Genomic DNA, 25,693 nt, shown 5'->3' with positions numbered 1-25,693 from the left:
ACCACCCTTTGTTTTTTCATCGGATATTGCGACGCCGACCGCCTTGATAGCGCCGATCCTGATGAAAATCATACAGGCTCATCCTCTGTTGCGCTTGACGCCCTCGCCTTTGTTGCTTTGCGTTCTCAGAACAGGCTGAACTGCAGCCATATCGTCAACAGGGCGCCGCAAGCCAGATAAGGCGCATATGCGATCGCCGTTTTACGCGTCGCCCGTCGCGTCGCCAGCAGGACGAACGCTGCGACGCCGCCGAGCAGCGCGCCTACCAACAGCGCAGTCACCACATTTGGATAGCCGAGCATCATGCCGATCACGCCCGCCAGTTTCACGTCGCCCATGCCCAAGGCGCCGCGTCCGACGATCGCCAGCAGGAAAAAGACGCCAAAGCCGACCACTCCTCCAAGCAGCGCGCTGGGAAGACCCGGCGCGCCGGGCAACAAGCTGATGGCGGCGACGACGATCGCCGCCGGCGCCAGCATGATGTTGAGCACGCGGTGATGTTCGAAGTCGATCACGGCGACGGCGAGCAAAAAGAGCATGTAAACCCAGCCGATGCCCGTCTGCACGCTCCAACCCCAGCGGGCGACGATCACGACGGTGAGCAAGACGCTGGTCAGAACTACAATCAGATTGCGCCTGCTGGCAAGAGGCTGGCCTCCCCGAAAAGCGAGGCCCAGATGTTGGCGCCTCCACCCCCTTTGGAGGCCATCGGATGCGGGTTTCGCTGCGCCAGCTTCTGAGTCGCTCGGCTGCTCCCTTTGCGTCGCCCTGGGCAGAACGTCGGCGGCCCAGTTCACCAGGCCGCCGCCGATCCATCCTACAAACGCTGCCAATAAACCGAATCCGATCTGTTCGCCTGTCATGGGATCAAACTCGCTGCTCGCAGTTGCCCGTCCTGGGCGGGTTCGCCGGTGGTGGAGCCGCAGAAAGTGACGCAGTTGTTGCTGCAATCTTTGGTGGCCAACACGGCTTTGCTGGTGATGGCGCGCACCGTGCGCGGCATGCCGGGCTTCGGGTTGAGCCGGAAGGTGTGAATCCAGCCGGTCACCTTGACGCAGCCAAAATCGGTCACATAATACGTTTGCGCCTCCTGTCCTGTGCAGTTGCTGCCGGAAGCGCAGTTGACGGACGTAAAGAGCGGCACGGCCACCGACTGCCCGGCTCGGGCGTTGACGTCGTCCTTGACGCCCGCCTTAATGCCGCGCAAACCGGGGATGCAGGCGGGCAGTTTGACGCGGCCGCCAAAGCTGTTGCGCAGGCGGCAGGCCAGCTCCGCCGCGCCGCATCCGTTTGCCTTGCATGGGTCGACGTAAACCTGCTCGTTGGGCGGCGGATCGGGAAAATCCATCCAGCCGCGCGATACGGTCGTGGCGACCGTGAAGTCATCGGCGCCGTCGCCGTCCAGGTCGCAAATGTAACAGTCGCACACCGGTCGCGGCTGGCCGTTGATGGTGCAGGTCGCCTCCACCTTGTCATAGTCGGCGTCCCAGATGACGACCGACTGACCACATGGCGCATCTTTGAACAGTGCAGCATCCAGCGCAATCGGCCACAGGCCGCAAGCCGAATCCGCTGCGCCGCACGCCGAGCGAGCCGTGGCGCCGACTTCCACCGTGCCGTTTTCTCCGCCCCATCCTAACACGCGGCCGATCAGAACGGCGGCGTGCGTGCGCGCTGTGACGGTGACGCGATTGCCTTGAACGGAGACGGAGCTCAACGCAAGGTCGGTGTTGTTCATGCCGTTGCGTCGCATGAAATCGCGCGCCTTGTCGATCGCGCTTTGGACGCCTCGCCCCATGCAGAGTTCACGCGCCGCCGCCAGCGCGCCGGCGTCGGCTGCATTCTGAAGTTGACGCCGCACCGCATACACGTTGCCGGCTTCAATCGTGATGCCCGCAAACGCGAGCAACACCATGAACATGAAAGCGAATTGAATGAGCGACTGTCCTCGTTCGTCGCCGAAAAGTTTTCGCCTGCTCATGATCCACTCTGGGAGGTGTCAGAACCGTAATGCATCATCGTGGCCGATGCGCTAATCGGGATTTCGCCCAGACCGATCAGCTCCCCAAATTGCGACCGATAGAGCACGCGCACGCGCACTTCCACCGGCGCGCCTGGCGCAGGGCATCCCGCCGAAGTAGGGTCGGGAGAGATGGTCACATTTTGCGGCAAAATGCGAACCCCTGCCCTGTTGGTGGTTGCGTTGGTCTCGTTCACGACTGCGTTGATAATGGCGGAGCGCAGCGCTGCGCGGTTGCTGGACAGACAGGGCGTGCGCGAATAGAGCCGCGCTCCCTCGCGCGAGGCGTTCAGGACGACGCCGTAATGTTGGTAGGCGAAGCCGAGATCGACGGCCCCCACCACCAGCGCCAGCATGAGCACCACGATAAAACTCATCTCGATCAAATTGGCGCCGCGTTCTGAACGCCACCGGTTGATCAGCCAATTGGGCCCGGTCGCCGAACGATTCAGGCGGACGCCTTTCTCTGTTTCTTCTCTTGCGCCCATAATCACCTCCTGGAGCCGTCAAAGCCGAGAACCTTCAGACGACGATCTGCGAATGTTGTTACGATCTGCGAATGTTGCGCCGCCTTCGACGCTGCACTGTGAGCGGCCTTCTTCATTGTACGGAAATCCATTTCATGGTCGCTACTGCCAAAAGATCGATCCTGGCGCGTGAGCCTACTGCTTTTGGCGTTAGATGCGCCAGCAATGCGCGCTCTGTTTTGCGCGCGGCGCAGAGACGTTTTGCGATCTAACGACGCATGCGCCCCGGCTCGGTCGGCATGAAGGTCGACGGCTGGATGAAAAGCCCCGCCGCCTCGAGCCGTGCGTAGAATTTGGGACGCACGCCGGTGGGGGTGAAATAGCCCTGCACCTTGCCGTTTTCGACCGTCGTCTGCACAAACTGGAAGATGTCCTGCATGACGATGGTGTCGCCCTCCATGCCCTGCACTTCGGCGATCTGGACGATCTTGCGCGAGCCGTCGGAAAGGCGGCCCAGGTGCACGATCAGGTCAAAGGCCGAGGCGATCTGCTCGCGGATGGCTCGCAAAGGCAAGTCCATGCCGGCCATCAACACCATGGTCTCGACGCGGCGCAGCGTGTCGCGCGCGCTGTTGGAGTGGACAGTGGTCATGGAGCCTTCGTGGCCGGTGTTCATCGCCTGAAGCATGTCGAGCGCCTCGCCGCCGCGCACCTCGCCGACGACGATGCGGTCAGGACGCATGCGCAGCGCGTTGATCACGAGCTGACGGATGGTGACTGCGCCCTTGCCTTCTACGTTGGGCGGGCGAGACTCCAACCGCACGACGTGCGGCTGTTGCAGGCGCAGCTCGGCGGCGTCTTCGATGGTGATGATGCGTTCATCTTCGGGAATGAAGGAGGAAAGTGCATTGAGGATCGTCGTCTTGCCGGTGCCCGTGCCGCCGGAGACGACGATGTTCAACGCAGCTTTGACGCAGGCGCGCAGGAAATCGGCGATGCCCGGCGTCATGGCGCCCTTTTTGATCAATTCATCCGGTGTGAGCGCATGTTTGGGAAACTTGCGGATGCTGATCGCCGGCCCAATCAGGGAAAGAGGCGGGATAATGACGTTGACGCGCGAGCCGTCGGGCAGGCGCGCATCGACCATGGGGCTGCTCTCATCCACGCGACGACCCAACGGCGTCACGATGCGTTCGACCACGCGCATGACGTCCTCGTTGTCGCGAAATTTGACGTGGGTCAGCTCAAGTTTGCCCCCGCGTTCGACGTAAACCTTTGAGGGGCCGTTCACAAGAATTTCCGTGACTGCATCGTCGGCCAGCAGCGCTTCCAGCGGCCCCAAGCCCAGAATATCGGCCACCAGTTGGTCGAAAATATCGGCGCGTTCGAGGCGGCTCATCGGCAGCCCCAGCTCCGCCAGCGTTTCATTGAAATAGCGCTCCAGCGCCTGCCGCACTTCGGCGTTGTCCGTGCGCGTTGCAGTCGGGCTGAGCTCCGTGAGCAGCCGTTGTTGGATGCGGTCGCGCAGCTGGGCGTAGGCGGCGTTGGCGCCCGGCCGTTCGCCGGGCAGCCGCCCTGGGCGGGCGCGACCATCCACGTCGGTGGGGGGCTTCAGATTGAACATCTCTCCCTCCTCTACTTCACCCAAATTGGATCGTATTCAGGCCACGGCACGCGACTGATATTGGTGGGATTGCGGCCATGTTCGTCCATCACGAAGATTTGCACAAGGCCTTCTCGGTTGGAGAAAAAGACGATCTGTTTGCTGTCGGGCGACCAGGACGGATGCTTGTCCCATTCCCAGTCGTTGCGCACCAGCGACGCCTGCTCGGAGGCGTCGGGCCGCGTCTTCCAGATGTCGTCCGAGCCATGTTCGGTTGTCACGAAGGCGATCCAGGCGCCGTCGGGCGACCAGACCGGATCGTAGGCGATGGCGGTGGAGAAGCGCGTCAACGGGCGCGGGGGCAGCTCGCCGAACTGCGAGGTCACCGGCAGATGCAGAAGAATCTGTGGACGCCCGTCGACGTCGCCGGTGGACACGCGATACTGCCCATCAGGCGAGTAGCGTTCAGACTCGCGCAGCTCCTCGAAGGCTTTGCCGTACAGCTCGAAGCTGCCCAGATACTGACGGTTGGAGCCGTCAGGATCCATGACGTAAAAGCCCGGCTGATCGGGGTTGTCCGATTTGAAGATGATGCGGTTGCGGAACATGCGCAGGGGCAGCGGCGTGGCCGTGGGCGTCGGCGTAGCCGTCGGCGGCGTGGGACCAGGCGTCGGCGTCATCGTCGGCGTCGGCGTCGGCGTCAAGAGCGGGATGACGGTGCTGGCTTTCATGCAGGCGGCCGCAGTGTCCGGCAGCGGCAGCTGACACGCCTGGCTGTACATGTCGTAGGCGTTGATCAGGTCGTTGCTGTTGAAGTAGACGTCGCCTGCGCCGATATAGGCGACGTAGAGCATCGAGGCGGTGACGTCGCCCAGATAGTTTGGGCGCTCGGTGTAGACGGAACGCAACAGGCTGACGGCCTCCAGCCAGCGCTGCTGGTCGAACGCCTCTTTGCCGCGCAGGAAATTGGTGACGAGCCGGGCTTCGGTGATCGCCTCCGGCGCATTAGGCCTGTACTTCAACGCTGCGTTGAAAAAGTCGCGCGCAAGGGGCGCTTCATCCGGCGCAGGCGGGACCTTCTCCAGAATGCGTTTCCCCTGGCGCAGATTCAACTCGTAGAGCAACGCAGCAACTTCATCGCGACGATAGTTGATGTCCAGGGTCTGGATTTGCAGCAGGGCGTTGATGGCGTCGAGCTCCATGCCGAGACTGTGCAGCCGCAGCGCCTGCTCCATCAGGGAATCCAGCTCTTGTTGATGGCGAATCTTGAGGATGCGACTGTTGACGTCGCGATACCCCGGCGCCCGAAGTTGCAGGGCGCTGTACATCGAAAGCGCCAGCTCGCGCAGCCCTGCGTTGTCGGCGATGACCGCTTCGTTGTAGAGCGCGGCGAGTTTGCGCTGCTGATCGACCTCGATCAGCCCGTTGCTGGCTTCGGGATGGTCCGGCGCCAATGCCAGCAGCGCCTTGAAGCGCTGCTCCGCCTCGTCAAAATTGCCCGCCGCCAGCGCCGCCTTCGCCTGATTGAGCAGTTGCATCTGCTGGCGTTGCAGCTGCGCGTTGGCGAGCATCGGCAGCAGCTGGGCGCGCACCATCCAGACGCCTGCGAAAAGCAGCCCCAGGATGACGAGGACCATCGCCGTGCGCACGAGCATCGCCCGCCAGGGGATGATCCAGCGCTTTTCTTTGACCTGGGTCTTGGCCTCCAGCTGCGCCTTGAACTGCGCATCCTGCAACATTTGGGCGATGCGCGCGTCGCCGGGGTAGCGCGCTTTTAGAGTCTCCAGGGCGCGGATGGCTTTTTCCCATTGCCCAAGGTGAAAGTGGGTGGCCGCCTCCTGGAAGAGCGGATCGTCGTATTCGGTGGAGTTTGCGCCAAATGTTGCCGCCATCTCGGTTTCCTCCTAGCGCGCCATTGCCTGCAGCGATTCCATAATTTGGGGCACGACGGGGCCAAGGATCACGACGAACAGCGCCGGGAAGATAAAGAGCACGAGCACCAGCACAATTTTGACGGTGGCGCTGTGCGCCTGCTCTTCCGCCAGTTGACGCCGCTTCAAACGCATCTGATCCGCCTGCGTATGCAGCACCTGCGCAATGCTCATGCCCAGCATGTTCGACTGAATCAGCACCGCCACGAAGGTGCGCAGCTCATCGACCTGCGTGCGGTCGGCCATATGGCGCAGCGCCTCGTTGCGCGGCACGCCGACGCGCATTTCGCTGACGACGCGGCGAAATTCCTGCGACAGGGCGTTGTCCCACTGCTCCCCCACGCGCAGCATCGCCGACTCGAAGGCCAGCCCGGCTTCGACGCCGATCGTGAGCATGTCGAGCGCATCGGGCAGGGCGCGACGGATTTCGACTTTGCGTTTCTTGATGCGCTGATTGAGCCAGAGCTTGGGCGCCATGAAGCCGATGAAGAGCGCAATGAAGGCGTTGCGCAGGGCGACGAAGAAGGGATCGGCGTGGCCGACCAGCAGAAAATAGCCTGCTCCGGCGCCGACGCCCAGAACCACGCGCAGCCCGACATAGTCGACCGCACTCAGGCCGCCCGGGTTGCCCGCCTGGATCAGCGCCGTGTTGATCTTTTCCAGGTTGTGCTGCGGCATCATCTCCGCCACGCGCAGGCTGATGCGGCGGAAAAGCGGCAGGATCATCCGTCTGACGAACGGTTGGTGCAGCTCCTCATCGACCAGCCGCCTGGGGTCGACCATGCTTTCCATGCGTTCGGCCACGGCGCGCGGCGCGCCGGCCGGCGAAAGCGCCATCCAGACGGCGATCACCGTCGCCGCCACCAACAGGCCAAAGAGCATGGGCGCCATCGTTCCACCGATCAGACCGAGCGCTATATCGAGAGCCATATCGTCAACCTCGCGTTTACACCTTGATATCCACGATTTTGCGAATGATCAGAAAGCCGATGGCGATCATGCCGCCGGCGATGAGCGGCAGAACGCGCGGCCAGCCCGGTTCGAAGAAGGGGTTGAAATAGCCGGGGCTGATAAACGAAAGCGCCACCGCCAGAAAAATGGGCAGGCCGGCCAGCACGTTGCCGGTCATGCGCTGTTGAGCGGTCAACACCTGCACCTCGCGCAGCACGCGCACGCGCTCGCGGATGGTGCTGCTGATGTTTTCCAGAATGGTGGAGAGGTTGCCGCCCATCTCATACTGCACGGTGATGGCGGTCACCACCAGGTCAAAGTCATCGCTCTCCACGCGCTCGGCCATCAGTTGCAACGCCTTTTGCAGGGGCAGCCCCAGGCTCATCGAGCGAATGACGCGCTGGAACTCGGTCGCCGCCGGTTCAGGCACCTCGCGGGCCAGCAGCTCGATCGCCTGCGACATGCCGTAGCCGGCGCGCAGCGAACCGACCAGCAGCGTCAACACGTCGGGCAGCTGGGCGGCGAACGCCTGCTTGCGTTTCACCTGGCGCTGTTTCATGTAGAAGAAAGGAATAAAGCAGAAAACGCCGGCGACCATCGCCCCCACCAGCGGCCCGCCGCGCAGCGCGCCGATTGCAAAGCCCACGGCGCACAATCCTAACAACAGCGCCGTAAATTCGCCCACCGTCAGCGGCACGTTGGCGCGCAACAACAGCGCCCGCCATTTTTCGGCCAGGCCAAAGCCTCGCGCCAGCCGCTCCAACAGACGAAAACGCTCCGGCCGCTCTTCCTGCTGGCGGCCGCCGCTGCGGATGTAGTCGGTCAGGCCATACTCGCGCAGGCGCTCTTCAACGGGATCTTTGCCCGGCATCAACTGCCGAATCGACATGAAGAGGCTGAAGATGGCGAGCCCCACCAGGATGGCGACGATGGCTTCTCCAGACATGGTTCACCTCGCAGCGCCTGCTGAACTGAAACGGCGGAACATGCGGCTCAGCGGGTTCGACGAAGGCTGCGCGGGCGCCTCGACCGGATGATCCGTTTTTACGGCCTGTTTCGTCGTGCCCGCCACGAACATGGCGGCAAATTCTTCGATGGCGCGCGCCACTGCGCTGCGCCGATGGCTGAGATAGAGCGGCACCCCACGGTTGATGCTGAGGCTGACCAGCGGCTGGTCGTCGGGGATCGTGTGGCGGATGTGAACGTGCAGCCGCGCTTCGATATCGTCCTTGGAGACGCCGCCGTTGATGCCGGCGCGATTGAGCACGATCCAGACCCGCTCCTCCGGATAGCCGCGCGCCACCAGCTGATCCAGCAGCAGCCGCGCGTTGCGCAGACAGACCAGCTCCGGCAACACGGTCATGACGACGTAGTCGGCGCTGTCCAGAAAGGCGTAGCCGCTGTCGTCGAGCAGCGCGCCGAGGTCGATGACCACCCAGTCGAACATGAGACGAAGCTGCGAGACGATCTGCTCGACCTGCGGCAGGCTGATCTCCAGCGCGCCGTAGAGAGGAGGCGGCGCCAGCAGCACCTGCAAGCCCGACGTGTGACGGGCAAGCACGCTCGCCACCAGATCCTTGTCCAGCCGTGAGGCGCGCGCCAGCAGGGTGCTGATGTCCCGCTCCCCTTCCAGGTTGAGCACGACGTCGAGGGCGGGGGCCGAATAGTCGGCGTCGACCATCACGACGCTTTGCCCCGTCTGTTCCAGAATCGCCAGCGCCGTGTTGACGGCCATCATCGTGCGGCCGGTGCCGCCTTTGGGGCCGATGAAGACCACCACCTTGCCGACGCGAATCGCCTGACCGACCGGCTCGTCCGGCATGCGGTTTTCGGTCAGAAGCTGGTGCACCGTGCTCCAGAACTCCTCGGCCATCAGCGGCTTGGTTACGAAGCCGCGCGCGCCGCTGAGCACCGCCTGCCGCGCCACCGCCATGCCGTGTTCGTCCACGATCACGACGACCACAGCATTGGGCACGGCCAGCACCATCTGGCGGACCACGTGGGGCGCCGGGGAGCCGTGCAGGTCGTCGTCGATCAGAACGAGATGGGGAAGCAAATCCTCGGCCCGCCGCGGGGCCAGCTCCGGCTGCGTGACCCAGAAGATGCGATGCTCGCCCGCATACTGGGTCAAGATGGTGTCCACCTGTTCGCGTAACAGCTCGGACTCAGAGACCAACATCACGCGCAGCGTGTCGCCTGGACTGATCCTTGCCACGTTATGCCCCCTCTGTCTGTTGCGTGTTGCGTGTTGCGTGTGGCGTGTTGCGTTCTAAGTGGGCAATTGGTCATGCACCCTGGGCCGTGCAACCCGCACTGCGAAACACGCGCCGCAGAGCACGCACCACGAAACACGATTCCCATCTCTATCGCCCCGGCCCGGTCGGAATGCTGTAGCGGTTGATCAGATAGTCGATGTCCACCGGCGCGACCTCGAAGGGCCGTTCGACGCCGGGCGCGCGCAGCACGACGTCGATCACGCCGCCGGCGTCGATCAGATATTTCAACGTCAGCGCGTCCTGCGGCGCCAGCGTCACCAGCAAGGAATCGGGGCGCACCGCAGCCGGCGCCGCCTGCTCGGGCGCAGAGGCGTCCAGCGGACGGATGCCGCCCACCATCTCTACGATGGTGACGTTCTGCAGCACCGCAAAGGTGGCCTGCTGCTCCTTGTCCTCCTCCGTTGCAGCGCCGATGCCGCGATTTTCTGGGAAGGGAAGCGAATAGAGGATGTCGATGCGATCGCCTGGCTTCAGCACGCCGACGCGGCTCATCAGGTCCTGGCCTGGGATCGCCATCAGCACCTGATCCTGGCTGAGGAAAAGGGCGCTGCGTCCGTCCGCCGCGCGCACGTTGGGATCGACCAGCTTCTGGATCAGCACAGGCTCGCCGCTGTAGAGGGGGACCAGCGTGAGCTTGCCGACGGCGGCCTCGATGCTGTCGAGCGCGCCTTCCGGCGTCGAACCCGCCGGCAACTCGATCAGCGTGAGGTCTTCTTGCGTAAGCAACGTGCGTGGCTGAAGGGGGCGGCTCGCCGCCACGACGGAGATGGTCGGGCCGGAGACGTCGGCGGCGACCGGCGCAGCGGCCACGCGGTTCAAGGTGGAATAGGCGACGAAACCGGCCAGCACCGCCAGAATCACGCCGGCGAGAAACCAGATGAACCCTCTGAGTCGAGACATAGTTTTTCCACCCTTTCGGTTGGTTCGGCGCACCCTTTGTCCGCTGCGCCTCGCCGGTCTTCCCGCCATTTTGTGCGCCGAAGCGCCCCGTCACGCCTACAGGAGCGCCGTAGGTTCGACCCCTGGCCGGACGCAGCGGTGGGGCGGCCTGTCACGCCCCAGCCGTCACCCCTCGCGGCGCATGGTGGACGCAGCGGACAACATGACGAAACCTCGCCCTCCTAACGTCTCGATCATCATGCGCGTGAGCAGGTCGGCGCGATAGCGCACCTCGACGCGCACGGCGTCGGCGTTCGGCCGCGTGACGGAGACCGTGATGTTTTCGTTCACCAGGCCCGCCGTCAGCCGACGCGCCGCCTCCGCCGCCTGCGCATCGATGCACGAGAGCGGACAGCCCGCCGAGGGCGCCGCCACCGCCGCCCGCGCGCCCTCGCGCGCCGCGTTCGAGATCGTGACGTAGCTGAAAAACAGCAGGCTTATTTCGATAAATCCGATGACCAGAAATAGAAAGAGGGGCAGGATCAGGGCGTACTCGACCAAATCCTGTCCTCTTTCCTGGCCAGCGCGAGGTTGCATATTCACCTCTTTTGGCCTGTTACGGGTCGCCCTTTTAACGGCGGCGGTCTTGCATGCGCTCGTGGTCTACACTCAGATTTCTGTTTGAGGTCAGTTCCCGCCACCTGTTGCAGCTGCGACAGCACCGGCGAGGGCGTTCCACATGTTCTGGATCGATCCACCCAACGCCATCAAGGCTGCGACGGCCGCCAACGCCAGCAGACCGGCGATCAACGCATACTCGATGAGGTCCTGCCCTTCTTCCCGTTCGAGGTATGACTTAAGAATCAGATAGTAGTACGTAATCATTTGTGCTCCTCCTGTTGAGCGATTGACTGAGATTGACCCACTGACTGTTTATTCTGCGAAGCGCCTTTGCACCGGAGGCGCATCACATACATTCCACACGGCGTCCGGCGGCGGCTCGATGCAGGAGTGCGATGGTGAAGCAGGAGTGCGGGGGATCGGTCTGCGTGCGCCGGAACGTCCATCTACGTTCTAGCCAAGATAGTACTGGGTTCGGCTGCAAAAGCCATCGGCCTATTGGTCGAAGTTGTTGGGGAAGGGCGTCGGTCAATTGCTGGCAAAAATGGGGGGGTGGAGTTGGCGGTCAGTCGTAGGGTGCGTCACTTGTCAGAGGAAGATCGGAATGGGGGCGGGCGCCCTCAAATCCTGGACATTGAGCTGAAGGCGTCGGACGCCCTGCCATTCGTTGACCTCAAGCTGAAAGGCGACGTCGACGCGGCTGCCTTCGCCGAGGTGTTGCGCCCACTCGCCCTGATGGAAGGCGACGGCGTCGTAGACGACCCCGTTGCTCCCGTCGTCGAGCACCAGGCGTAGATGTTTGTCGCCGCCCACCGTGCGCACGCTGCGCACGCGCACGGAAGGCACCATCAACGTCGGCGGCGGGTTCTCCTGCCCGGTCGGCTCGAGGCGGGTGAGCTGCTCGGCCAGCCCCCAGGTGATCTGCGAAAGCGGCGTCACCGCGTCGATCCAAAGCGTGGGGCGCAGCAGGCTCCGATCGGAGAGGCGTTCCGCCGCCAGCGCCTCCAAGGCCTCGCGCAGGGCCGGCTCGTGCATGCGCTTGACGGTGAAGCCGGCGGCGAGCGGATGGCCGCCGTGCCGCACGAGGAGATGGGCCACTTCGTCGAGCGCCTGGCTGACGTCGAACTCCGGGATGCTGCGCGCGCTGCCGCGCACTTCCTCGGCGTCGCGACGCATCACCACCGCCGGACGATAGTAGCGTTCGGTCAGTCGGCCGGCCACCAGCCCGACGACGCCGTGCTCGAACGCCTCGCCGCCCACGATCAGGATGGGCGGGTCCTGCGCCAGGCGTTCGGCGAGCTGCTGCTCCGCTTCCGCCTGGGCGGCCTCGGTGAGCGCGCGTCGGCGTTCGTTGAGGGCGTTGAGCGCGTCGGCCAGCTGATGGGCCTCGTTGGGGTCGCGGGTGCGCAGCAGGCGATAGGCCAGGCGGGCGTCGCCCAGCCGGCCGGCGGCGTTGAGACGCGGGGCCAACCGAAAGGAAATCGCCGTTGCATCCACCAGCCCTTTGCGCAAGCCGGCCTGCAACATCAGAGCCTCCAGGCCGGGGCGCGGGGCGGCGTTGATGCTCTCCAGCCCGCGGCGCACCAGGCTGCGATTTTCGTCCAGCAGCGGCATCATGTCCGCCACCGTGCCGAGCGCCACGAGATCGAGCAGGCTGGCCTCCACCTCGGGAATCTGGTCGGGCGAAAGGGGCGACCACCGTTCATGCGCAGCGGCGCGCAGCACGGCCTGCGCCAGACGAAAGGCGACGCCGGCGCCCGCCAGCCGTTTGAAGGACGCGGGGCAGTCGGGCCGTCGCGGGTTGATCACCGCCAGCGCCGGCGGCAGCTCTTTGCCCACCGAGTGGTGATCGCTCACGATCACGTCCAGGCCGCGCTCGACGGCGCAGGCCACCTCGGCGAGGGAACGAACGCCGCAGTCGACCGTGATCAAGAGCTGCGCCTGCCCGGCGATGCGCATGACGGCCTCGCGGTTGAGGCCATAGCCCTCGTCGACGCGGTCGGGGATGTAGGGGCCGACGCGGCCGCCAAGCGCCTGCAAGGCAGTGACAAGCAGCGCAGTGGAGGCGACGCCGTCCACGTCGAAGTCGCCGTAGACGCAGATGGTCTCTTGTTTCTCCAGCGCCTTCAGAATGCGTTGCACGGCTTTGGGCATGTCGCGCAACTTGTAGGGGTTTTCCACTGCAGCCTGCCCACCGTTGAGGAAGGCGTTCACCTCGGCGGGAGTGCGCAAGCCGCGGTTGTAGAGCGCCTGCGCCAGGATCGGGTGCTCCGGCGTGGCGTTCAAAAAGGCGTCGGGCGCTGCAGGCGCAATCTTCCAATGAGCTTCTCGCCGCGGCATGGTATGATTATACTGTTGCGAGGAGTTTGCCCCAAGCAGAGGGCTTTTCAGGAGCCGCCCATGTCAGCGTTCGCCGTCCATCCTTCCTATCTTGCCGATCAATACGCCGGGCCGGACAAGTTGCGCATCCGCCAGGAGGCGCATGCGCTCTACAGCGAACGCCCGAACGACTTTTTCGACTGGGCGTTGGCGCGGTTCGAGCTTCGCCCTGGTCTGACCGTGGCCGACATCGGCTGTGGGCCGGGCGCCTATCATGGCCGACTTCACGCCGCGGGCTGCCGAGTGATTGCGCTCGATAGCTCCTACGGCATGGTGGAGGCGGCGCGCCGCCAGGCGATGCAGGAGAGGCTCGACGTGTTGGCGCTTCAGGCGGATGCGCAGGCGCTGCCGCTGGCCGATGCAAGCGTAGACCGCGTGATGGCGAACCATATGCTCTATCACGTTCCGGAGCAGGCGGCGGCGTTGGCGGAAATGCGCCGCGTGCTCAAGCCGGGTGGCCTTGTGATGTTGGCGACCAATGCTGCGGACGCCGGCGCTCTGTTTCACAAGGCGCATTGCGAGGCTGCGCTTGCGCTCGGCTACACGCCTGCTCCCCACGCGACGGAGCGCTTTCATCTGGGGCATTGGGAGCTGGTGCGCCAATTTTTTCCAGATGCAGAGGCGCACGTGCGCAGCGACGCCTTTCTCTTTCCCTCGTTGAGCGCGGCGCTGCGCTACTATGCAAGCGCCCATATCGACGCGCTGGAAGATCGCCCTGCGGACGGCAGCCATGCTGCGCGCTTGTTGCCGATGGTGGCGGAGCGGCTGCGTCGCCATTTGGATGCACAGGGTCGGCTGCGCGTGCCCAAGGATGCCGGCTGTTTTATCGGCAGGAAAAACCTGTGAAGGAGAGACGAAGAAAGACAGGCGGATCATGAGCGATGCACTGGAGCGCTTGCGTCGGCTGGCGGGATTGCGCCCTCAAAAGAGCCGGACAGAGCTAGCCTACGTTTCGGTCGATGCGGACGGCGGGCTGCGCTCCACCCTGTCTTCGGCCGCACAGGGGCGGCTGGAGGAGCTGGCGCCCGGTCAGGAGGTCGAAACCGCCGCCGGTCGCTGCTATGTGGTGACGACCGCCCTTCCGCTTGACGTGGAGCGAGGGCGCGAGCGGCTGGCGAACGCACTCGATGCGCCCCCCGCCGCGTTGGCGCTCTTGCATCCGGAATTTCGACTCAGCGGCGACCTGCGCTTTGCCGACGCCGCCTTTCTCGACGCCGAAACGACGGGGTTGGGCGCGGGCGTCTATGCGTTCATGGTGGGGGTCGGGACCTTTGAATCCTGGAATCATAAAGCGAGCGTGGAAGACGACCGCCGTGAGGGCGCAGCGTCGTCTGCGCCCACGCACTTTGTGGTTCGGCAATTCTTTATGCGTCATCCTGGAGAAGAAGCAGCATTGCTTGCTGCTGTGGCCGAACGGGTCGAGCCGAAACGATGGGTGGTGACCTTCAACGGCCGCAGTTTTGACCTGCCCTTGCTGCGCAGCCGCTATCGTCAGCACCTGGCCTTCTTGCCCGCGCACGCTCATCGCGCCTCTCGGCTGGGGGAGGGGCAGCCGCACCTCGACCTTCTGCCTCCGGCGCGGCGTCTCTGGCGGCGGCGGTTGCAGAGCTGCCGTCTTATCCATCTGGAGCAGCGCATTCTGGGCGTCGAACGCAGCGAGGAGGATGTGCCGGGCGCGTTGATTCCGGCGCTTTACCTAGAGTATCTGCGCAGTGGGCAGGCGGGCGAGATGCGCCGCGTCTTTTATCACAACCGGGAGGACATCGTTTCGATGGCGGCGTTGGCGAGCTATCTTGCGCGGGCGTACACCTCGGAGCTCATGCACCCTGAAGCGTTGGCGGCGGAGGATTTGTTCTCGCTGGCGCTCTGCCACGAACGTCAGGGGGCGACGTCGCTGGCCGAGCGCGCCTATCGTCTCGCCCTGGACATGGCGGCCACAGATTCCCTGCGCAGCGAGGTCTTTGCACATTGGTCTGCGTTGCTGAAGCGTCAGGCGCGCTGGGAAGAGGCGGCGGAGCTGTGGCAGCGCTGGCTGGCCACCGTCAACGGCGCGGACGCTACGCCGTTTATTGAGCTGGCCAAATATCACGAATGGCGAACGCGCGACCTGGAGCAGGCCGAGATGTGGGCGGGCTGGGGCTTGCACACGGTGGAGGCGCTGCCGGCGCACCGAAGGTTGCCGGGGCAGCGCGCCGACCTGGAGCGTCGGCTCCGGCGCATTCAAAGCAAACGAAAAGATGCAAAGTAAACGAAAAGATGCAAAGCCGACGCATCTGTGACAGAATGGCAACATTATCAACACTTCGTCCACCCACAATGATTTCCATCAGCCTTTTCATCATGACACGGAGGATCACATGACATGGAGGATCAATCGATGAGCTACAAGTTCCCCAGCCCAGAATGGGTGAAAGCGTTCGAGGAGCAGATCAACAGCAGCGACGCCTACGCCAATGCCGCCAAAACCTGGGAAGGCGACATCACGCTGATCATCGACGGCGGTCCGGGCATTTATCTTGACCTGTGGCATGGCAAGTGTCGCGCCGCCGAATATTTGACCGACCCACACAGCAAGAATCCGGAGTTCAAGATCACCGGAGACCTCGAAAAGTGGAAGAAGGTGCTCGCCGGCAAACTCGATCCGGTGCAGGGCATGGTGACGCGGCAGCTCAAGCTGGATGGGAACCTGGTCAAGATCATGAAGAACGTCAAGGCTGCGCAGGAGCTGGTGCGTTGCGCCACGCGCGTCCCGACCACGTTCGAGTAGCGTATTTCGTGGGGCAATCACATTCCCGGAAATCAGGAAAAGACTATGTGGTATTTTTCCTCTCCCTTTGTGGTTTTCGGCGAGGAGGCGCTCAGCCATCTGGAGCAGTTGACCGGTGAGCGGGCGTTGATCGTGACCGACGCCACGCTCACCCGCCTCGGCATTGTGGCGCGCGTCGAGGAGGCGCTGCACAAGGCAGGCATGCAGACGCGCGTCTTCGACGAGGTGGAGCCGGAGCCTAGCCTGCAGACGACCCAACGGGGGGCGCAGGTGGCCGCCGACTTTCAGCCGGACTGGATCGTCGGTCTGGGCGGCGGCAGCCCGATGGACGCCTCCAAGGCGATCTGGGCCATGTATGAGCGACCTGACCTGGAGCCGACCGAGATCAACCCGATGATCACCCTGGGATTGCACAAGGCGAAGTTGATTGCGATCCCCACCACCGCCGGCACCGGCAGCGAGGCGACCTGGGCGCTGGTGTTGACCGACACCGAGGAGCGGCGTAAGTTCAGCACCGGCAGCCGCGAGCTGGTGCCGACGCTGGCGATCGTCGATCCGTCGCTGACGCAGGGGCTTCCTCCGCGCATCACCGCCGACACCGGTCTCGACGCGCTGACGCACGCCATTGAAGGCTACGTGACCGTATGGCGCAACGATTTCACCGACGGCCTCTGCCTCAAGGCGGCGCAGCTTGTGCTCACGTATCTGGAGCGGGCGGTGCGCGATGGCGACGACATGGAGGCGCGCGAACACATGGCGAACGCCGCCACGATCGCGGGGCTGGGCTTCGGCAACGCCAACCTGGGATTGGGGCACGCCATGGGGCACAGCTTCGGCGCACTCTTCAAGCAGCCGCACGGCCGCGCAGTGGCGCTCTTCCTTCCCTATACGATCGACTACACCACCAACGGCGGCCTGGGTCGCTACGGTGACATCGCCCGCTTCGCCGGCCTCACCGACAGCCGCGACGAGGAAGAAGCGGCGCGCGTCCTGGCGGCGCGCGTGCGCGAGCTGGAGCAGGCGGTCGGTCAGCCGATGTGCATTGCGGAGTTCGGGATCGATCGCGCCGCGTTTCGGGAGATGCTTCCCAAACTGGTCGAATACGCCGAGCAGGACACGCAGTTCTTCACCGCCCCGCGCATTCCCGATTCCGAAGAGCTGGCGCAGATGTTTGAGTATGTGTACGAGGGGCGCCCGATCGATTTTTAGGACGTGACGAGCCGCAGCGACGGCGCTCCCTTCTCCACCCTCTCCCAGCCTTGGGAGAGGGGGTGGGGGGTGAGGGCATTCCCCCGGCTTCTGGGTCTGTCGAGGGTCTGCGGCTGCGAGCCGCAGCTACGGTGAATCCTGCCCCCTCTCCCAGCCTTGGGAGAGGGGGCAGGGGGTGAGGGCCTTCCCCCCGGCTTCTGGGTCTGTCGAGGGCCTGCGGCTGCGAGCCGCAGCTACGGTGAATCCTGCCCCCTCTCCCAGCCTTGGGAGAGGGGGTGGGGGGTGAGGGCCTACTGCGCTGCGGCGATTTTCTGCTTCCACAGCGACAGCGCTGCATCGCCGTTCCAGTGGAGGCCGTGGCGAGGATATCCTGCTTTTGTCAGCGCTCCCACCCGATGGAGTGAATAACCTCCCAGCCTTATCAGCGTCAGCACCTCTTCGATGCGCTGGCGATACCGTGCAGGCTCAATGCCGTTAGGATCGCCCCACGCCGCCACGATGACTTCGGCCTGGCCGCACGCGTGCAGGATGGCAGCGTCGTTGCCAACGCCGACCGCTTCGCAAGGTTCAACCTGATTGATCCTCGCCGGGTAAGGGCTGCGCAACGCAAATAAGTTGACGTAAATCACCTGATCAAAGGCGTTGCGGCGCGCCCACGCCTCGACCTTGCCAACGGTCGGATCGCGGCGTTCGGCGTCGGCGAGGGAAGGGTTTTTCTGAATCACCGTGAGCGTGCGAGCCGGGCGGTTGAGCTCGCCCAGCGCCACATGCAAGAGGTAACGATGGACAACCGGCGCAGCCGGTTGACACGTCAGCACGCGGCGGGCGTCTGTCCTGGGTGGGTCGAGGTTTTCTGAAAAGGCGCGACGCGCAGCCATTTCGTTTAGTTGGTCGTCGGCGTGATCGTTTCGGTGGGCGTGATCACCGGCGTCGCGTCGATCGCAACATCCGTCGCCTCGCCTTCGCTTGGGGCGACGGCATTGGTCTCTGCGGCCGGCGAGGTCCCCGCCCCCTCCTGTTGCCCTGCTGCCTCGGTGGCGGGCGTTTCGGTTGCCGTTGCCTCTCCGGTCGCCGACCCGGTTGCAGTGGCGTTTTCGGCTGCGACGTCGGTCGACTCTGCGGGGGCCTGAGGCGTTTCTGCAGCGTTTTGGGCGGACTCCGCCGGCGCCGTCTCCCCGGCGTTGACCGTTTCTTGCGCCGGAGCTTCAGCGGCTGCAGCGGCGGCCGCCTCTTTCAGCGCCTGTTGGCCTGCCTGCAGATAATTCGCAGCGGCCCAGAAGGCGTAGGCGAAGAGGAGGACGCCGAGGATCGGCCCAAGTACGGCAATCAGAGGGCGTTTTTGTTCTTCCATCGATCACTCCTTTGCTCAGGCTAAAATTTTCGTGGATTTGTGGTTTCAGTTGACTGTATTTTTAGCTCACGTCGCCGTGGCCGCGCCAGAAGCGCTCGACCTGGGCGCGCAGCGCCGGGTGGCGCTCCAGGGTCGGATCTTCTGCGAAGAGCTTCTGCGCCGCCTCACGCGCCAGCAGGATGGTCTCGCTGTCGGTGAGGTGGGCGATGCGCAGCTCGGGCAGGCCGCTCTGCCGCGTGCCGAAAAATTCGCCGGGGCCGCGCAGCTCTAGGTCTTTTTCCGCCAACACAAAGCCATCGTTGGTCTCCGCCAGGATGTCCAGGCGGGCGCGCGCCTCCGGCGATTGGGCGCGGGAGATCAGCGCGCAGTAGCTGGCGTGCTCTCCGCGGCCGACGCGACCGCGCAGTTGATGGAGCTGCGCCAGGCCAAAGCGGTCGGCGTCCTCGATCAGGATCACGGAGGCGTTGGGCACGTCGATGCCCACTTCGATGACCGTCGTGCTGACGAGCACCTGATAGCGTCCTTCGGCGAAGTCTCGCATCACCTGGTCTTTTTCTGCGCCGCTCAGCCGGCCATGCAGCAGGCCAACGTTGAGGTCTGGAAAGACCTCGCTTTGCAGCCGTTTATGTTCCTCCACCGCTGCGCCGACGTCAAGCTTATCGCTTTCGTCGACCAGGGGATAGACGATATAGGCCTGCCGGCCCGCCTCCACCTCACGGCGGATGAAGCTGTAGAGCCGTTCGCGCTCGGCCGGCGTGAAGCGTTTCGTCTTGACTGGCGTGCGGCCGGGCGGCAGCTCATCGATGCGGCTGACGTCCAGATCACCGTAGATGGTCAGCGCCAGGCTGCGCGGGATGGGCGTGGCGCTCATGACAAGCAGGTGAGGCTGGACGTCGCTTTTGCTGCGCAGCGCGCCGCGTTGTTCGACGCCGAAGCGGTGTTGCTCGTCGACAACGACCAGCGCCAGTCGGCTGAACTCCACGCCTTCCTGGATGAGCGCAGTGGTGCCCATCACGACGTCGATGGCGCCGCTCGCCAGGCCGGCCAGCGTCTCCTCGCGCGCCTGGCCCACAACGCGACCGGTGAGCAGCGCCACCCGAATCGGCTCGCCGTCCGGGCGTCGCAGCTGACCGAGAAGCCCGCTGATTCCGCGATGATGTTGTTCGGCGAGGATCTGCGTGGGCGCCAGCAGGGCGGCCTGCGCGCCATGCACGACTGCGGCCCACATGGCGGCGGCGGCGACGATGGTCTTGCCGCTGCCGACGTCTCCCTGCACAAGGCGCGTCATCGGAACCTTGCGGGCCAGGTCGTTGCGAATCTCTTCCAGGACGCGACGTTGTGCACCCGTCGGAGCGAACGGCAACGTCTCGAGGAACTGTGCAAGCGCTTCGTCGCCGAGCGGCAGAGGCTCCGCCGTCGCCTGTTGCAGCAATGCGCGACGCTGTTGCACGCCGAGCTGGATATAGAACAGTTCCTCGAAGGCCAGCCGTCGCCGCGCAGCCTCCAGTTGTTCGCGGCTGTCTGGAAAGTGGATCTGCGTCAGCGCGGTCGGCAGGTCGAGCAGGCCATAGGTCTCGCGGATCGACTCGGGAAGTGGATCGGGCACGAAGTGCACGTAGTTCTCGAGCGCTTCGTAAATCAGGCCGCGCAGGCGATTGTTGGTGAGACCTTCGGTCAGGCGATAGACCGGCGAAAGGCGACCCGTGGCGACGCGTTCTTCGTCAATGTCCTCGAAGACGGGGTTGTCCAACGTCTTCTGTCCCATGTAGAGACCGACTTTGCCGCTGAAGCGCAGCGTCGAACCGGGCTTCAACTGTTTGATCACCCATTTGTTCCACCACGTGGCGTGCAACGTGCCCGTCGAATCGCCGAGGATGGCCTGCACGACGGTGCGGTTGATGCCGACCTTGCGCTCGCGCACGTCCCACAGATTGGCGATGATCGTCGCCTGTTCGCCGGGGCGCAGCTGGGCGATGGTGCGCATCTGGCTGTAGTCATCGTAGCGATGCGGCAGATGCCAGAGCAGGTCGATGACTTTGACGACGCCCAGGCGCGCCAGCTGCTCGGCGGTGGATTCGCCAACGCCTGGCAGGATGGTGACGCGCTTTTCCAGGTCGGCGGGGTCGCGCGGCGGCTTGGGCTGTTGACGAGCCACGCGCGCCTGGGCTTTGTGCGTCGGTTCAGGCGGAGGAATTTTTGGGAGTTCCGGCGCGCTGGCCGGTTCGGACTCCGGCGCTTCGACGTCGGTTTGAGCGGAGAGCGCCGGCTCTGCAAGCAGCCCTGCGTTTTCATCCAGCGGCTCTTCGACAACGATGATCTCTTCGCTTTCCCCCGCAGGGATTTCCAGCGGGGGAAGATCCTCCTCTTCATCGATCAGCTCGCCGACGTCTTCAATGGTTGCGCTTTCGATGGTTGCGATAAAGTCCGGCGCGGCGGCGCGGCGGAGGGCTTTGGCGATGTCGGGGCGATCGATCGGTTCGGCGACGCCGTAGGCGCGCATCAGCTCGACGATGGCTGTGATCTGGCGCTCGTCCAGTCCTTCGCTTCGGGCGTCGTTGGCCCATCGCTCCGCCATGGCCTGCAACCCGCCGATCACCCCGCGGTTGCGCCAGCCCTGTTTTTCTTCGAGAGTGAGCACGCGCTCGATGCGCGTGAGAACTGATGAAGCTCCGTTCACAACGTCCCCTCAGTGCGCCCCTTCTCAGTGCATCCTCTTTCAATACATCCCTTCATAGACGAGCACCCCGATGGTGTTGGGGCCGAGGTAGGCGGCCAGGCTAGGGGGGTAGGGAACTTTGTGGATCGGCGTCCTGGGCAGCGTTTCGCGTAGTCGCTCGATCAGGGCATCGCGTTGGGCGTTGTAGCCATGCTCAAAGACGCCCATCTCCTCTACGGAGGCGAATTCGATGACGAATTCCGCCAGCTTTTCCACCACCTCGTCGCGCGTCTGCACTTTCTCCTGGGTCATCAACTTGCCGTCCTCCATCATCAACATCGCCTTGATGCCGAGCATGGAGCCAAGCAGGCTCTGAGAGGCGCTGAGCGAGGCGCTGCGCTCCAGGTAGGGCAGGCTTTCGCTGAAGCAGGCGAAGTAGAGATGAGGAATCAGTCCGTTGACGACGCGGGCGATCTCGTTGACGGAGGCGCCGGCTTCGGCGGCCTCCGCCGCTTTTTGCACGAGCAGGCCTAAACCAAAGGAGACGCTTTGGCTGTCGATCACGCGGATGGTGTAGCGCCCGCGCAGCATTTCTGCGGCCCTGCGCGCCGTCGCCCACATGGGGCTGAGCTCTTTGCTCATGTGGATGCAGACGATCTGTTCGCCTTCGCCGCTGGCATGGAAGATGTCGAGAAATGTATTGACGTCGGGCGCTTGCACCTCGGGCAGCCGTGAAGCGCTCACGCGTTGGGCCTGATGCACATGCTCAAAAAGCTCTTCGACGTTGAAGTCGGCGTCCTCTTCAAAAAAAGAGCCGCCTATCTTAAGTCGATGCGGAACGACGGCGATTTTGTATTTCTGAATGACGTCTGCGGGCAAAAAGGCGTTGCTGTCCGTAACAATTCGTACTTTGCTCATAAGTGCGCCAAAACGTTCGTTTATTCAATGGACAGGATATAATGGTAATGAGGCTGACCTCCATAAGCCAGCTCAATATCCTGTTCAGGATACTCTCGGCGCACTATTTCGGCAAAATCTTGCGCCGCCGCTTCGGCGACAAAGTCGCCATAATAGATGGTGATCAGTGCGGCGTCGCTTGCGTTCATCTTGTGTAGGAGGTCAAGCGCCACTTCGGTGACGCTGGCGCCGCGGCTCACCAATCGGCCATCATGCAGGCCGATGACGTCCCCCTGCTTCACTTCGATGCCATCCACGGTGGCGCTGCGCACCGCCTGGGTGATTTCACCGGTGTGCACGGCTTCAACCTGTGCGTTCATCTGCGCCGTCAGCTCGTCGATGTCCGTGATAGAGGGCGCATAGGCGGTGAGGGCGGCCACGCCTTGCGGCGCCGTGCGCGTGGGGAGAACTGTGATCTGGCGGCTGCGCTCGCCCTTCGCCGCCGCCTTGGCCGCCTGTTGTGCAGCCATCAGGATGTTGCTGTTGTTGGGCAGCACGATGACGCGCCGCATTGGCAATTGATTCACGGCTTCGACGATCTCGGCCACGCTGGGATTCATGCTTTGACCGCCCGCCACCACGCCCTGGGCGCCGAGCTGCCGAAAGATCTCCGCAAAGCCCGACCCGGGCGCCACCGCCACCACGCCGATCGTCTCCTCGTCCAGCGGCGCTTCGTCGGAGGAAGGCGGCGCCTGCGCAATTTCGCTTTGCATGGCGGCGGCCATGTCGTCCATGTTTTCGACGACGACGTCGGTGATGAAGCCGGTGGCCACGCCATAGGAAAGGGGAACGCCGGGGTCGAAGACGTGGACGTGCACTTTGACCAGATGTTCGTCGCCTTCGACGAGCGGGCACTCGCCCATGGCGGCGATGTCGCTGGCGATCTCGGCGACCGGCTTGTTGGGCTGTTCGATCAGAAACTGCACGTCAAAGCCCCAGCGTCGCGGCGGCAGGGGACGGTGACCCTTGCGCTCGCGCTGCTCGAAGCGCGCTTCCACGGCTGCGCTAGCTTCGGGCGCGTCGCCCATCTTCACCGGTTGGCCGGTGAGCGCCCGGTGCATGCCCTCAAAGACGAAGAAAAGCCCTTTGCCGCCAGAATCGACGACGCCCGCCTGTTTGAGCACGGGCAACAGCTCGGGGGTTCGGCGCACAGCCTCATCGGCGGCCTCGACGATGTGGGCCAGGAGCTCGCGCAGATCGCGCGTCCGTTGCGCCGCCGCTTCTGCGGCCATGCTGATCTCGCGGGAGACGGTGAGGATGGTGCCTTCGACCGGAGCGGGCACGGCGGCGTAGGCGGCCTCCGTTGCGGCGCGCAGCGCCTCCGCCATGTCTTGCACGTTGAGCGTCGCCTTCTCGCGCAGCGCCTGGCTGAAGCCGTGCAAAATCTGGCCCAGAATGACGCCGGAATTGCCGCGCGAACCATGGTGCGCGCCTTCGGCCGCTGCCGCAGCGACGGCGCTGACCGTCTCATGGCTGCGGGCGGAAATGTTCATCCAGGCCGATTTGATGGTCAACAGCATGTTGGTGCCTGTGTCGCCGTCGGGCACAGGGAAGACGTTCATGCGGTTGACCTGTTCATAATTATGGGCCAGCCATTCATAGGCGGCCTGAAAGAGCGACTGGAAGTCGCGCGCGTTCAGCGTCGTCAGCGGTTGTGCGTCCGGTTGGACGTCCTCTAACTCCATGGGGCGCTCGACCGGTTCGATTTCAGTTGTTTCTGCGTATTTGCGCTCTTCGTCGAGCAGTTTCATCGGCGATTTCTCCATGACAATTCTTTTTCAATTCCTTTTTTTTGTCGTCTCGATTCTTTTGCGTTGCTCTTTAATTTTTTTTCGCTTTTGTCGATGGTTGCGATTTTCTACTTTGTATAAACACCACAATCGTGCAAAGGATTCAAATTTTCATGGAAGGCAGACTGAAAGTCAATCAGCGTTCGTCCTTTTTGACAGAACAGAGCCGCCATGCTACATTTGAAATGTTGTGCAGAAATCACGCCCTGGGACCACGACGAGAATGTTGGCCAGGGTTTCTTGAATGCTTGGAGGATAGCGACAATGGCCAAGTGTCAACGATGTGGAAAAGGGACTCAGTTTGGCAACAACCGCCCGTGGTCCCGCAAGGCGACGCGCCGCAACTGGCAGATCAACGTTCAGAAAGTCACCGTGTTTGAGAACGGCAGAGCTGTTTCCAAGAAACTCTGTGCGTCCTGCATCAAGAGCCTCACAAAGGCGTGAAGCTGTCTTGCGTGTTTTTGCCATTTGCCCAGGCGTCATGCGCCTGGGCTTTTTATTTTGATCGCGTGCGATTGCATTCTGTTTTGGGGTTGAATCTCAATCGCTCCCCATTGACCGCGCTTTTTGCCCTCGTCGCCCATTCCCAGAAGCCGTCATCGCCCGTCGCAGCTGACCGCATCCGGCGTTGATCTCGATGCCGCGGCGCAGCCGAACCGTGGTTGGGATGCCGGCGTCGCGCAAGATTTGGGCGAAGCGCTCCGTCTCCTCGTCGCTTGTGGGCTGGAAGGGGCTGTCCGGAATCGGATTGAGTGGAATCAGATTGACATGGCAGAGGATGCCTTGCAACTTGTGCGCCATCTCTTGCGCCAGCTCCGGCGAATCGTTGACGCCGGCCATGAGCGCGTATTCAAAGGTCACGCGACGGTTGGTTTTGGCCACGTAGCGGCGCACGGCGGCCAGCAATTCGTCCACGGAATACGCCTTATTGATCGGCGTCAGTTGCGTGCGCAGTTCGTCATTGGGCGCATGCAGGCTGACGGCCAAACCGATCTGCAGCCCTTCGTCGGCCATGCGGTCGATCATCGGAACCAATCCCACAGTGCTGAGGGTGATGTGACGCGCGCCCAGGCCAAAGGCTTTAGGGTCGGTCAGCCGACGCAACGCACTCCACACGTTGTTGTAATTGTGCAGCGGCTCGCCCATGCCCATCAGCACGATGTTGGTGACGTGGGTTGGTCGCTCCACGTCCGTGTCGGGGGGCAGCGACGGGTCGGCGAGATAGCGGGCGAAATAGAGCACCTGCGCCACAATCTCGCCGGCGGTCAGATTGCGCGCCAGGCCGCCCTGCGCAGTGGCGCAAAAGACGCAGCCCATGGCGCAGCCCACCTGGCTGGAGATGCAGAGCGTGCGCCGTTGATCGTAAAGCATCAGCACCGCTTCGATGGTCTGACCATCCGGCAGTTGAAAGAGCGTTTTCAGCGTGTCGCGATCCTTTGAGACGACCTGTGCGATAGGTTGCAAAGGACTCACCGTGGCGATTTCGGCCAGCTTTGCGCGCAACGCCTTGGGAAGATTGGTCATGGCGTCAAAGTCGGCGACATAGCGCTTGTAAATCCACTCCCAAATCTGGCGGGCGCGAAAACGCGGCTCCTTCAACTCCTGCATAAAATCGCCCAGTTGGGCCAGGTCCATCTCCAGGAGCGAACGACGCGCAGAGGTTTCCATTGGAATCATCAATGCAATATCGGCGTTCATCGTGAGAAATTATACCCTGAATCAGGGGCGTCGGGCAATGGTTTAGGCTACATTTTCAATTTGACGCAACCGTATCGCGGATCACTGGCGCTGCAGCAGTGCGTCTGTTACAATAACGACATGAAAGCTTGTAGGAGG

General features: G+C 63.4%; 23 protein-coding genes. 5 read left to right on the top strand and 18 right to left on the bottom strand.

From position 1 onward, the window contains the following. Positions 1-125: 125 nt before the first annotated feature. From Q0367_RS05475 to recJ, 12 genes are all read right to left on the bottom strand, one after another. Positions 126-863 (bottom strand): A24 family peptidase, encoded by a 738-nt coding sequence (locus Q0367_RS05475; RefSeq protein WP_298981183.1) that lies wholly within the window; start codon positions 861-863, stop codon positions 126-128. Beyond that, on the bottom strand, positions 860-1,981 hold the full coding sequence (locus Q0367_RS05470) for a pilus assembly protein TadG-related protein (protein WP_297632524.1): 1,122 nt from the start codon (positions 1,979-1,981) through the stop codon (positions 860-862). Before Q0367_RS05470 ends, Q0367_RS05475 begins: the two co-directional genes overlap by 4 nt. Then, the gene (locus Q0367_RS05465) at positions 1,978-2,508 is read right to left on the bottom strand and encodes a TadE/TadG family type IV pilus assembly protein (protein WP_297632522.1); all 531 of its coding nucleotides are present in this window, start codon (positions 2,506-2,508) and stop codon (positions 1,978-1,980) included. Before Q0367_RS05465 ends, Q0367_RS05470 begins: the two co-directional genes overlap by 4 nt. Positions 2,509-2,755: 247 nt before the next feature. After that, positions 2,756-4,111 (bottom strand): CpaF family protein, encoded by a 1,356-nt coding sequence (locus Q0367_RS05460; protein ID WP_297632520.1) that lies wholly within the window; start codon positions 4,109-4,111, stop codon positions 2,756-2,758. 11 nt (positions 4,112-4,122) lie between these two features. Further along, positions 4,123-5,982 carry a tetratricopeptide repeat protein gene (locus Q0367_RS05455; RefSeq protein ID WP_297632517.1) on the bottom strand — a complete coding sequence of 620 codons (1,860 nt, stop codon included), beginning with the start codon at positions 5,980-5,982 and terminating at the stop codon, positions 4,123-4,125. 12 nt (positions 5,983-5,994) lie between these two features. Next, positions 5,995-6,951: a type II secretion system F family protein gene (locus tag Q0367_RS05450; RefSeq protein ID WP_297632515.1), complete on the bottom strand. Its 957-nt coding sequence runs from the start codon at positions 6,949-6,951 to the stop codon at positions 5,995-5,997. Positions 6,952-6,967: 16 nt separating this feature from the next. Next, positions 6,968-7,918 carry a type II secretion system F family protein gene (locus tag Q0367_RS05445; RefSeq protein ID WP_297632514.1) on the bottom strand — a complete coding sequence of 317 codons (951 nt, stop codon included), beginning with the start codon at positions 7,916-7,918 and terminating at the stop codon, positions 6,968-6,970. A 3-nt stretch (positions 7,919-7,921) separates the two neighbouring features. Continuing rightward, positions 7,922-9,187 (bottom strand): AAA family ATPase, encoded by a 1,266-nt coding sequence (locus Q0367_RS05440; protein ID WP_297632511.1) that lies wholly within the window; start codon positions 9,185-9,187, stop codon positions 7,922-7,924. Positions 9,188-9,335: 148 nt separating this feature from the next. Further along, a complete protein-coding gene (gene cpaB / locus Q0367_RS05435) occupies positions 9,336-10,148 on the bottom strand; it encodes a Flp pilus assembly protein CpaB (RefSeq protein WP_298981181.1) in 813 nt (270 codons plus the stop codon). A 165-nt stretch (positions 10,149-10,313) separates the two neighbouring features. Beyond that, positions 10,314-10,724, bottom strand: coding sequence for a TadE family protein (locus Q0367_RS05430; protein ID WP_298981180.1), 411 nt, complete (start codon positions 10,722-10,724; stop codon positions 10,314-10,316). Positions 10,725-10,814: 90 nt separating this feature from the next. Beyond that, on the bottom strand, positions 10,815-11,012 hold the full coding sequence (locus Q0367_RS05425; RefSeq protein WP_298981179.1) for a Flp family type IVb pilin: 198 nt from the start codon (positions 11,010-11,012) through the stop codon (positions 10,815-10,817). 324 nt (positions 11,013-11,336) lie between these two features. Further along, positions 11,337-13,088: a single-stranded-DNA-specific exonuclease RecJ gene (recJ, locus tag Q0367_RS05420; RefSeq protein ID WP_298981178.1), complete on the bottom strand. Its 1,752-nt coding sequence runs from the start codon at positions 13,086-13,088 to the stop codon at positions 11,337-11,339. Between the two features lie 60 nt (positions 13,089-13,148). Here recJ and Q0367_RS05415 point away from each other — a divergent pair, with 60 nt between their 5' ends. The 4 genes from Q0367_RS05415 to Q0367_RS05400 all read left to right on the top strand — a co-directional run bounded on the left by Q0367_RS05415 (position 13,149) and on the right by Q0367_RS05400 (position 17,103). Then, positions 13,149-13,973: a class I SAM-dependent methyltransferase gene (locus Q0367_RS05415; protein WP_298981177.1), complete on the top strand. Its 825-nt coding sequence runs from the start codon at positions 13,149-13,151 to the stop codon at positions 13,971-13,973. A 28-nt stretch (positions 13,974-14,001) separates the two neighbouring features. Next, entirely contained in the window at positions 14,002-15,375 is a 1,374-nt protein-coding gene (locus Q0367_RS05410; RefSeq protein WP_298981176.1) for a ribonuclease H-like domain-containing protein, read from the top strand. 129 nt (positions 15,376-15,504) lie between these two features. After that, a complete protein-coding gene (locus tag Q0367_RS05405) occupies positions 15,505-15,894 on the top strand; it encodes an SCP2 sterol-binding domain-containing protein (protein ID WP_297632498.1) in 390 nt (129 codons plus the stop codon). Positions 15,895-15,939: 45 nt separating this feature from the next. Beyond that, a complete protein-coding gene (locus tag Q0367_RS05400; RefSeq protein ID WP_297632490.1) occupies positions 15,940-17,103 on the top strand; it encodes an iron-containing alcohol dehydrogenase in 1,164 nt (387 codons plus the stop codon). Positions 17,104-17,393: 290 nt separating this feature from the next. Here Q0367_RS05400 and Q0367_RS05395 read toward each other — a convergent pair whose 3' ends face one another. The 5 genes from Q0367_RS05395 to Q0367_RS05375 all read right to left on the bottom strand — a co-directional run bounded on the left by Q0367_RS05395 (position 17,394) and on the right by Q0367_RS05375 (position 23,818). Then, positions 17,394-17,981: a DUF1643 domain-containing protein gene (locus Q0367_RS05395; protein WP_297632487.1), complete on the bottom strand. Its 588-nt coding sequence runs from the start codon at positions 17,979-17,981 to the stop codon at positions 17,394-17,396. Between the two features lie 5 nt (positions 17,982-17,986). Beyond that, positions 17,987-18,454: a hypothetical protein gene (locus tag Q0367_RS05390; protein ID WP_297632484.1), complete on the bottom strand. Its 468-nt coding sequence runs from the start codon at positions 18,452-18,454 to the stop codon at positions 17,987-17,989. A 61-nt stretch (positions 18,455-18,515) separates the two neighbouring features. Beyond that, the gene (recG, locus tag Q0367_RS05385; protein WP_297632481.1) at positions 18,516-21,131 is read right to left on the bottom strand and encodes an ATP-dependent DNA helicase RecG; all 2,616 of its coding nucleotides are present in this window, start codon (positions 21,129-21,131) and stop codon (positions 18,516-18,518) included. Between the two features lie 39 nt (positions 21,132-21,170). Beyond that, complete coding sequence (locus tag Q0367_RS05380) at positions 21,171-22,028, bottom strand: DegV family protein (protein ID WP_297632478.1); 858 nt, start codon at positions 22,026-22,028, stop codon at positions 21,171-21,173. Between the two features lie 20 nt (positions 22,029-22,048). Continuing rightward, the gene (locus tag Q0367_RS05375) at positions 22,049-23,818 is read right to left on the bottom strand and encodes a DAK2 domain-containing protein (RefSeq protein ID WP_297632475.1); all 1,770 of its coding nucleotides are present in this window, start codon (positions 23,816-23,818) and stop codon (positions 22,049-22,051) included. Between the two features lie 210 nt (positions 23,819-24,028). On the opposite strand from Q0367_RS05375, the gene rpmB reads away from it, so the two are divergent. Further along, the gene (gene rpmB / locus Q0367_RS21040) at positions 24,029-24,301 is read left to right on the top strand and encodes a 50S ribosomal protein L28 (RefSeq protein ID WP_363325837.1); all 273 of its coding nucleotides are present in this window, start codon (positions 24,029-24,031) and stop codon (positions 24,299-24,301) included. 96 nt (positions 24,302-24,397) lie between these two features. Here rpmB and rlmN read toward each other — a convergent pair whose 3' ends face one another. Further along, positions 24,398-25,525 (bottom strand): 23S rRNA (adenine(2503)-C(2))-methyltransferase RlmN, encoded by a 1,128-nt coding sequence (rlmN, locus tag Q0367_RS05370; protein WP_297632472.1) that lies wholly within the window; start codon positions 25,523-25,525, stop codon positions 24,398-24,400. Positions 25,526-25,693: the final 168 nt, after the last annotated feature.

The sequence above is a fragment of the uncultured Caldilinea sp. genome, from assembly GCF_937128415.1.
In the GTDB taxonomy this organism is placed as follows: domain Bacteria; phylum Chloroflexota; class Anaerolineae; order Caldilineales; family Caldilineaceae; genus Caldilinea.
The sequence above is the reverse complement of the archived record's forward strand: the minus strand, read 5'-3'. Positions and strand labels throughout refer to the sequence as shown.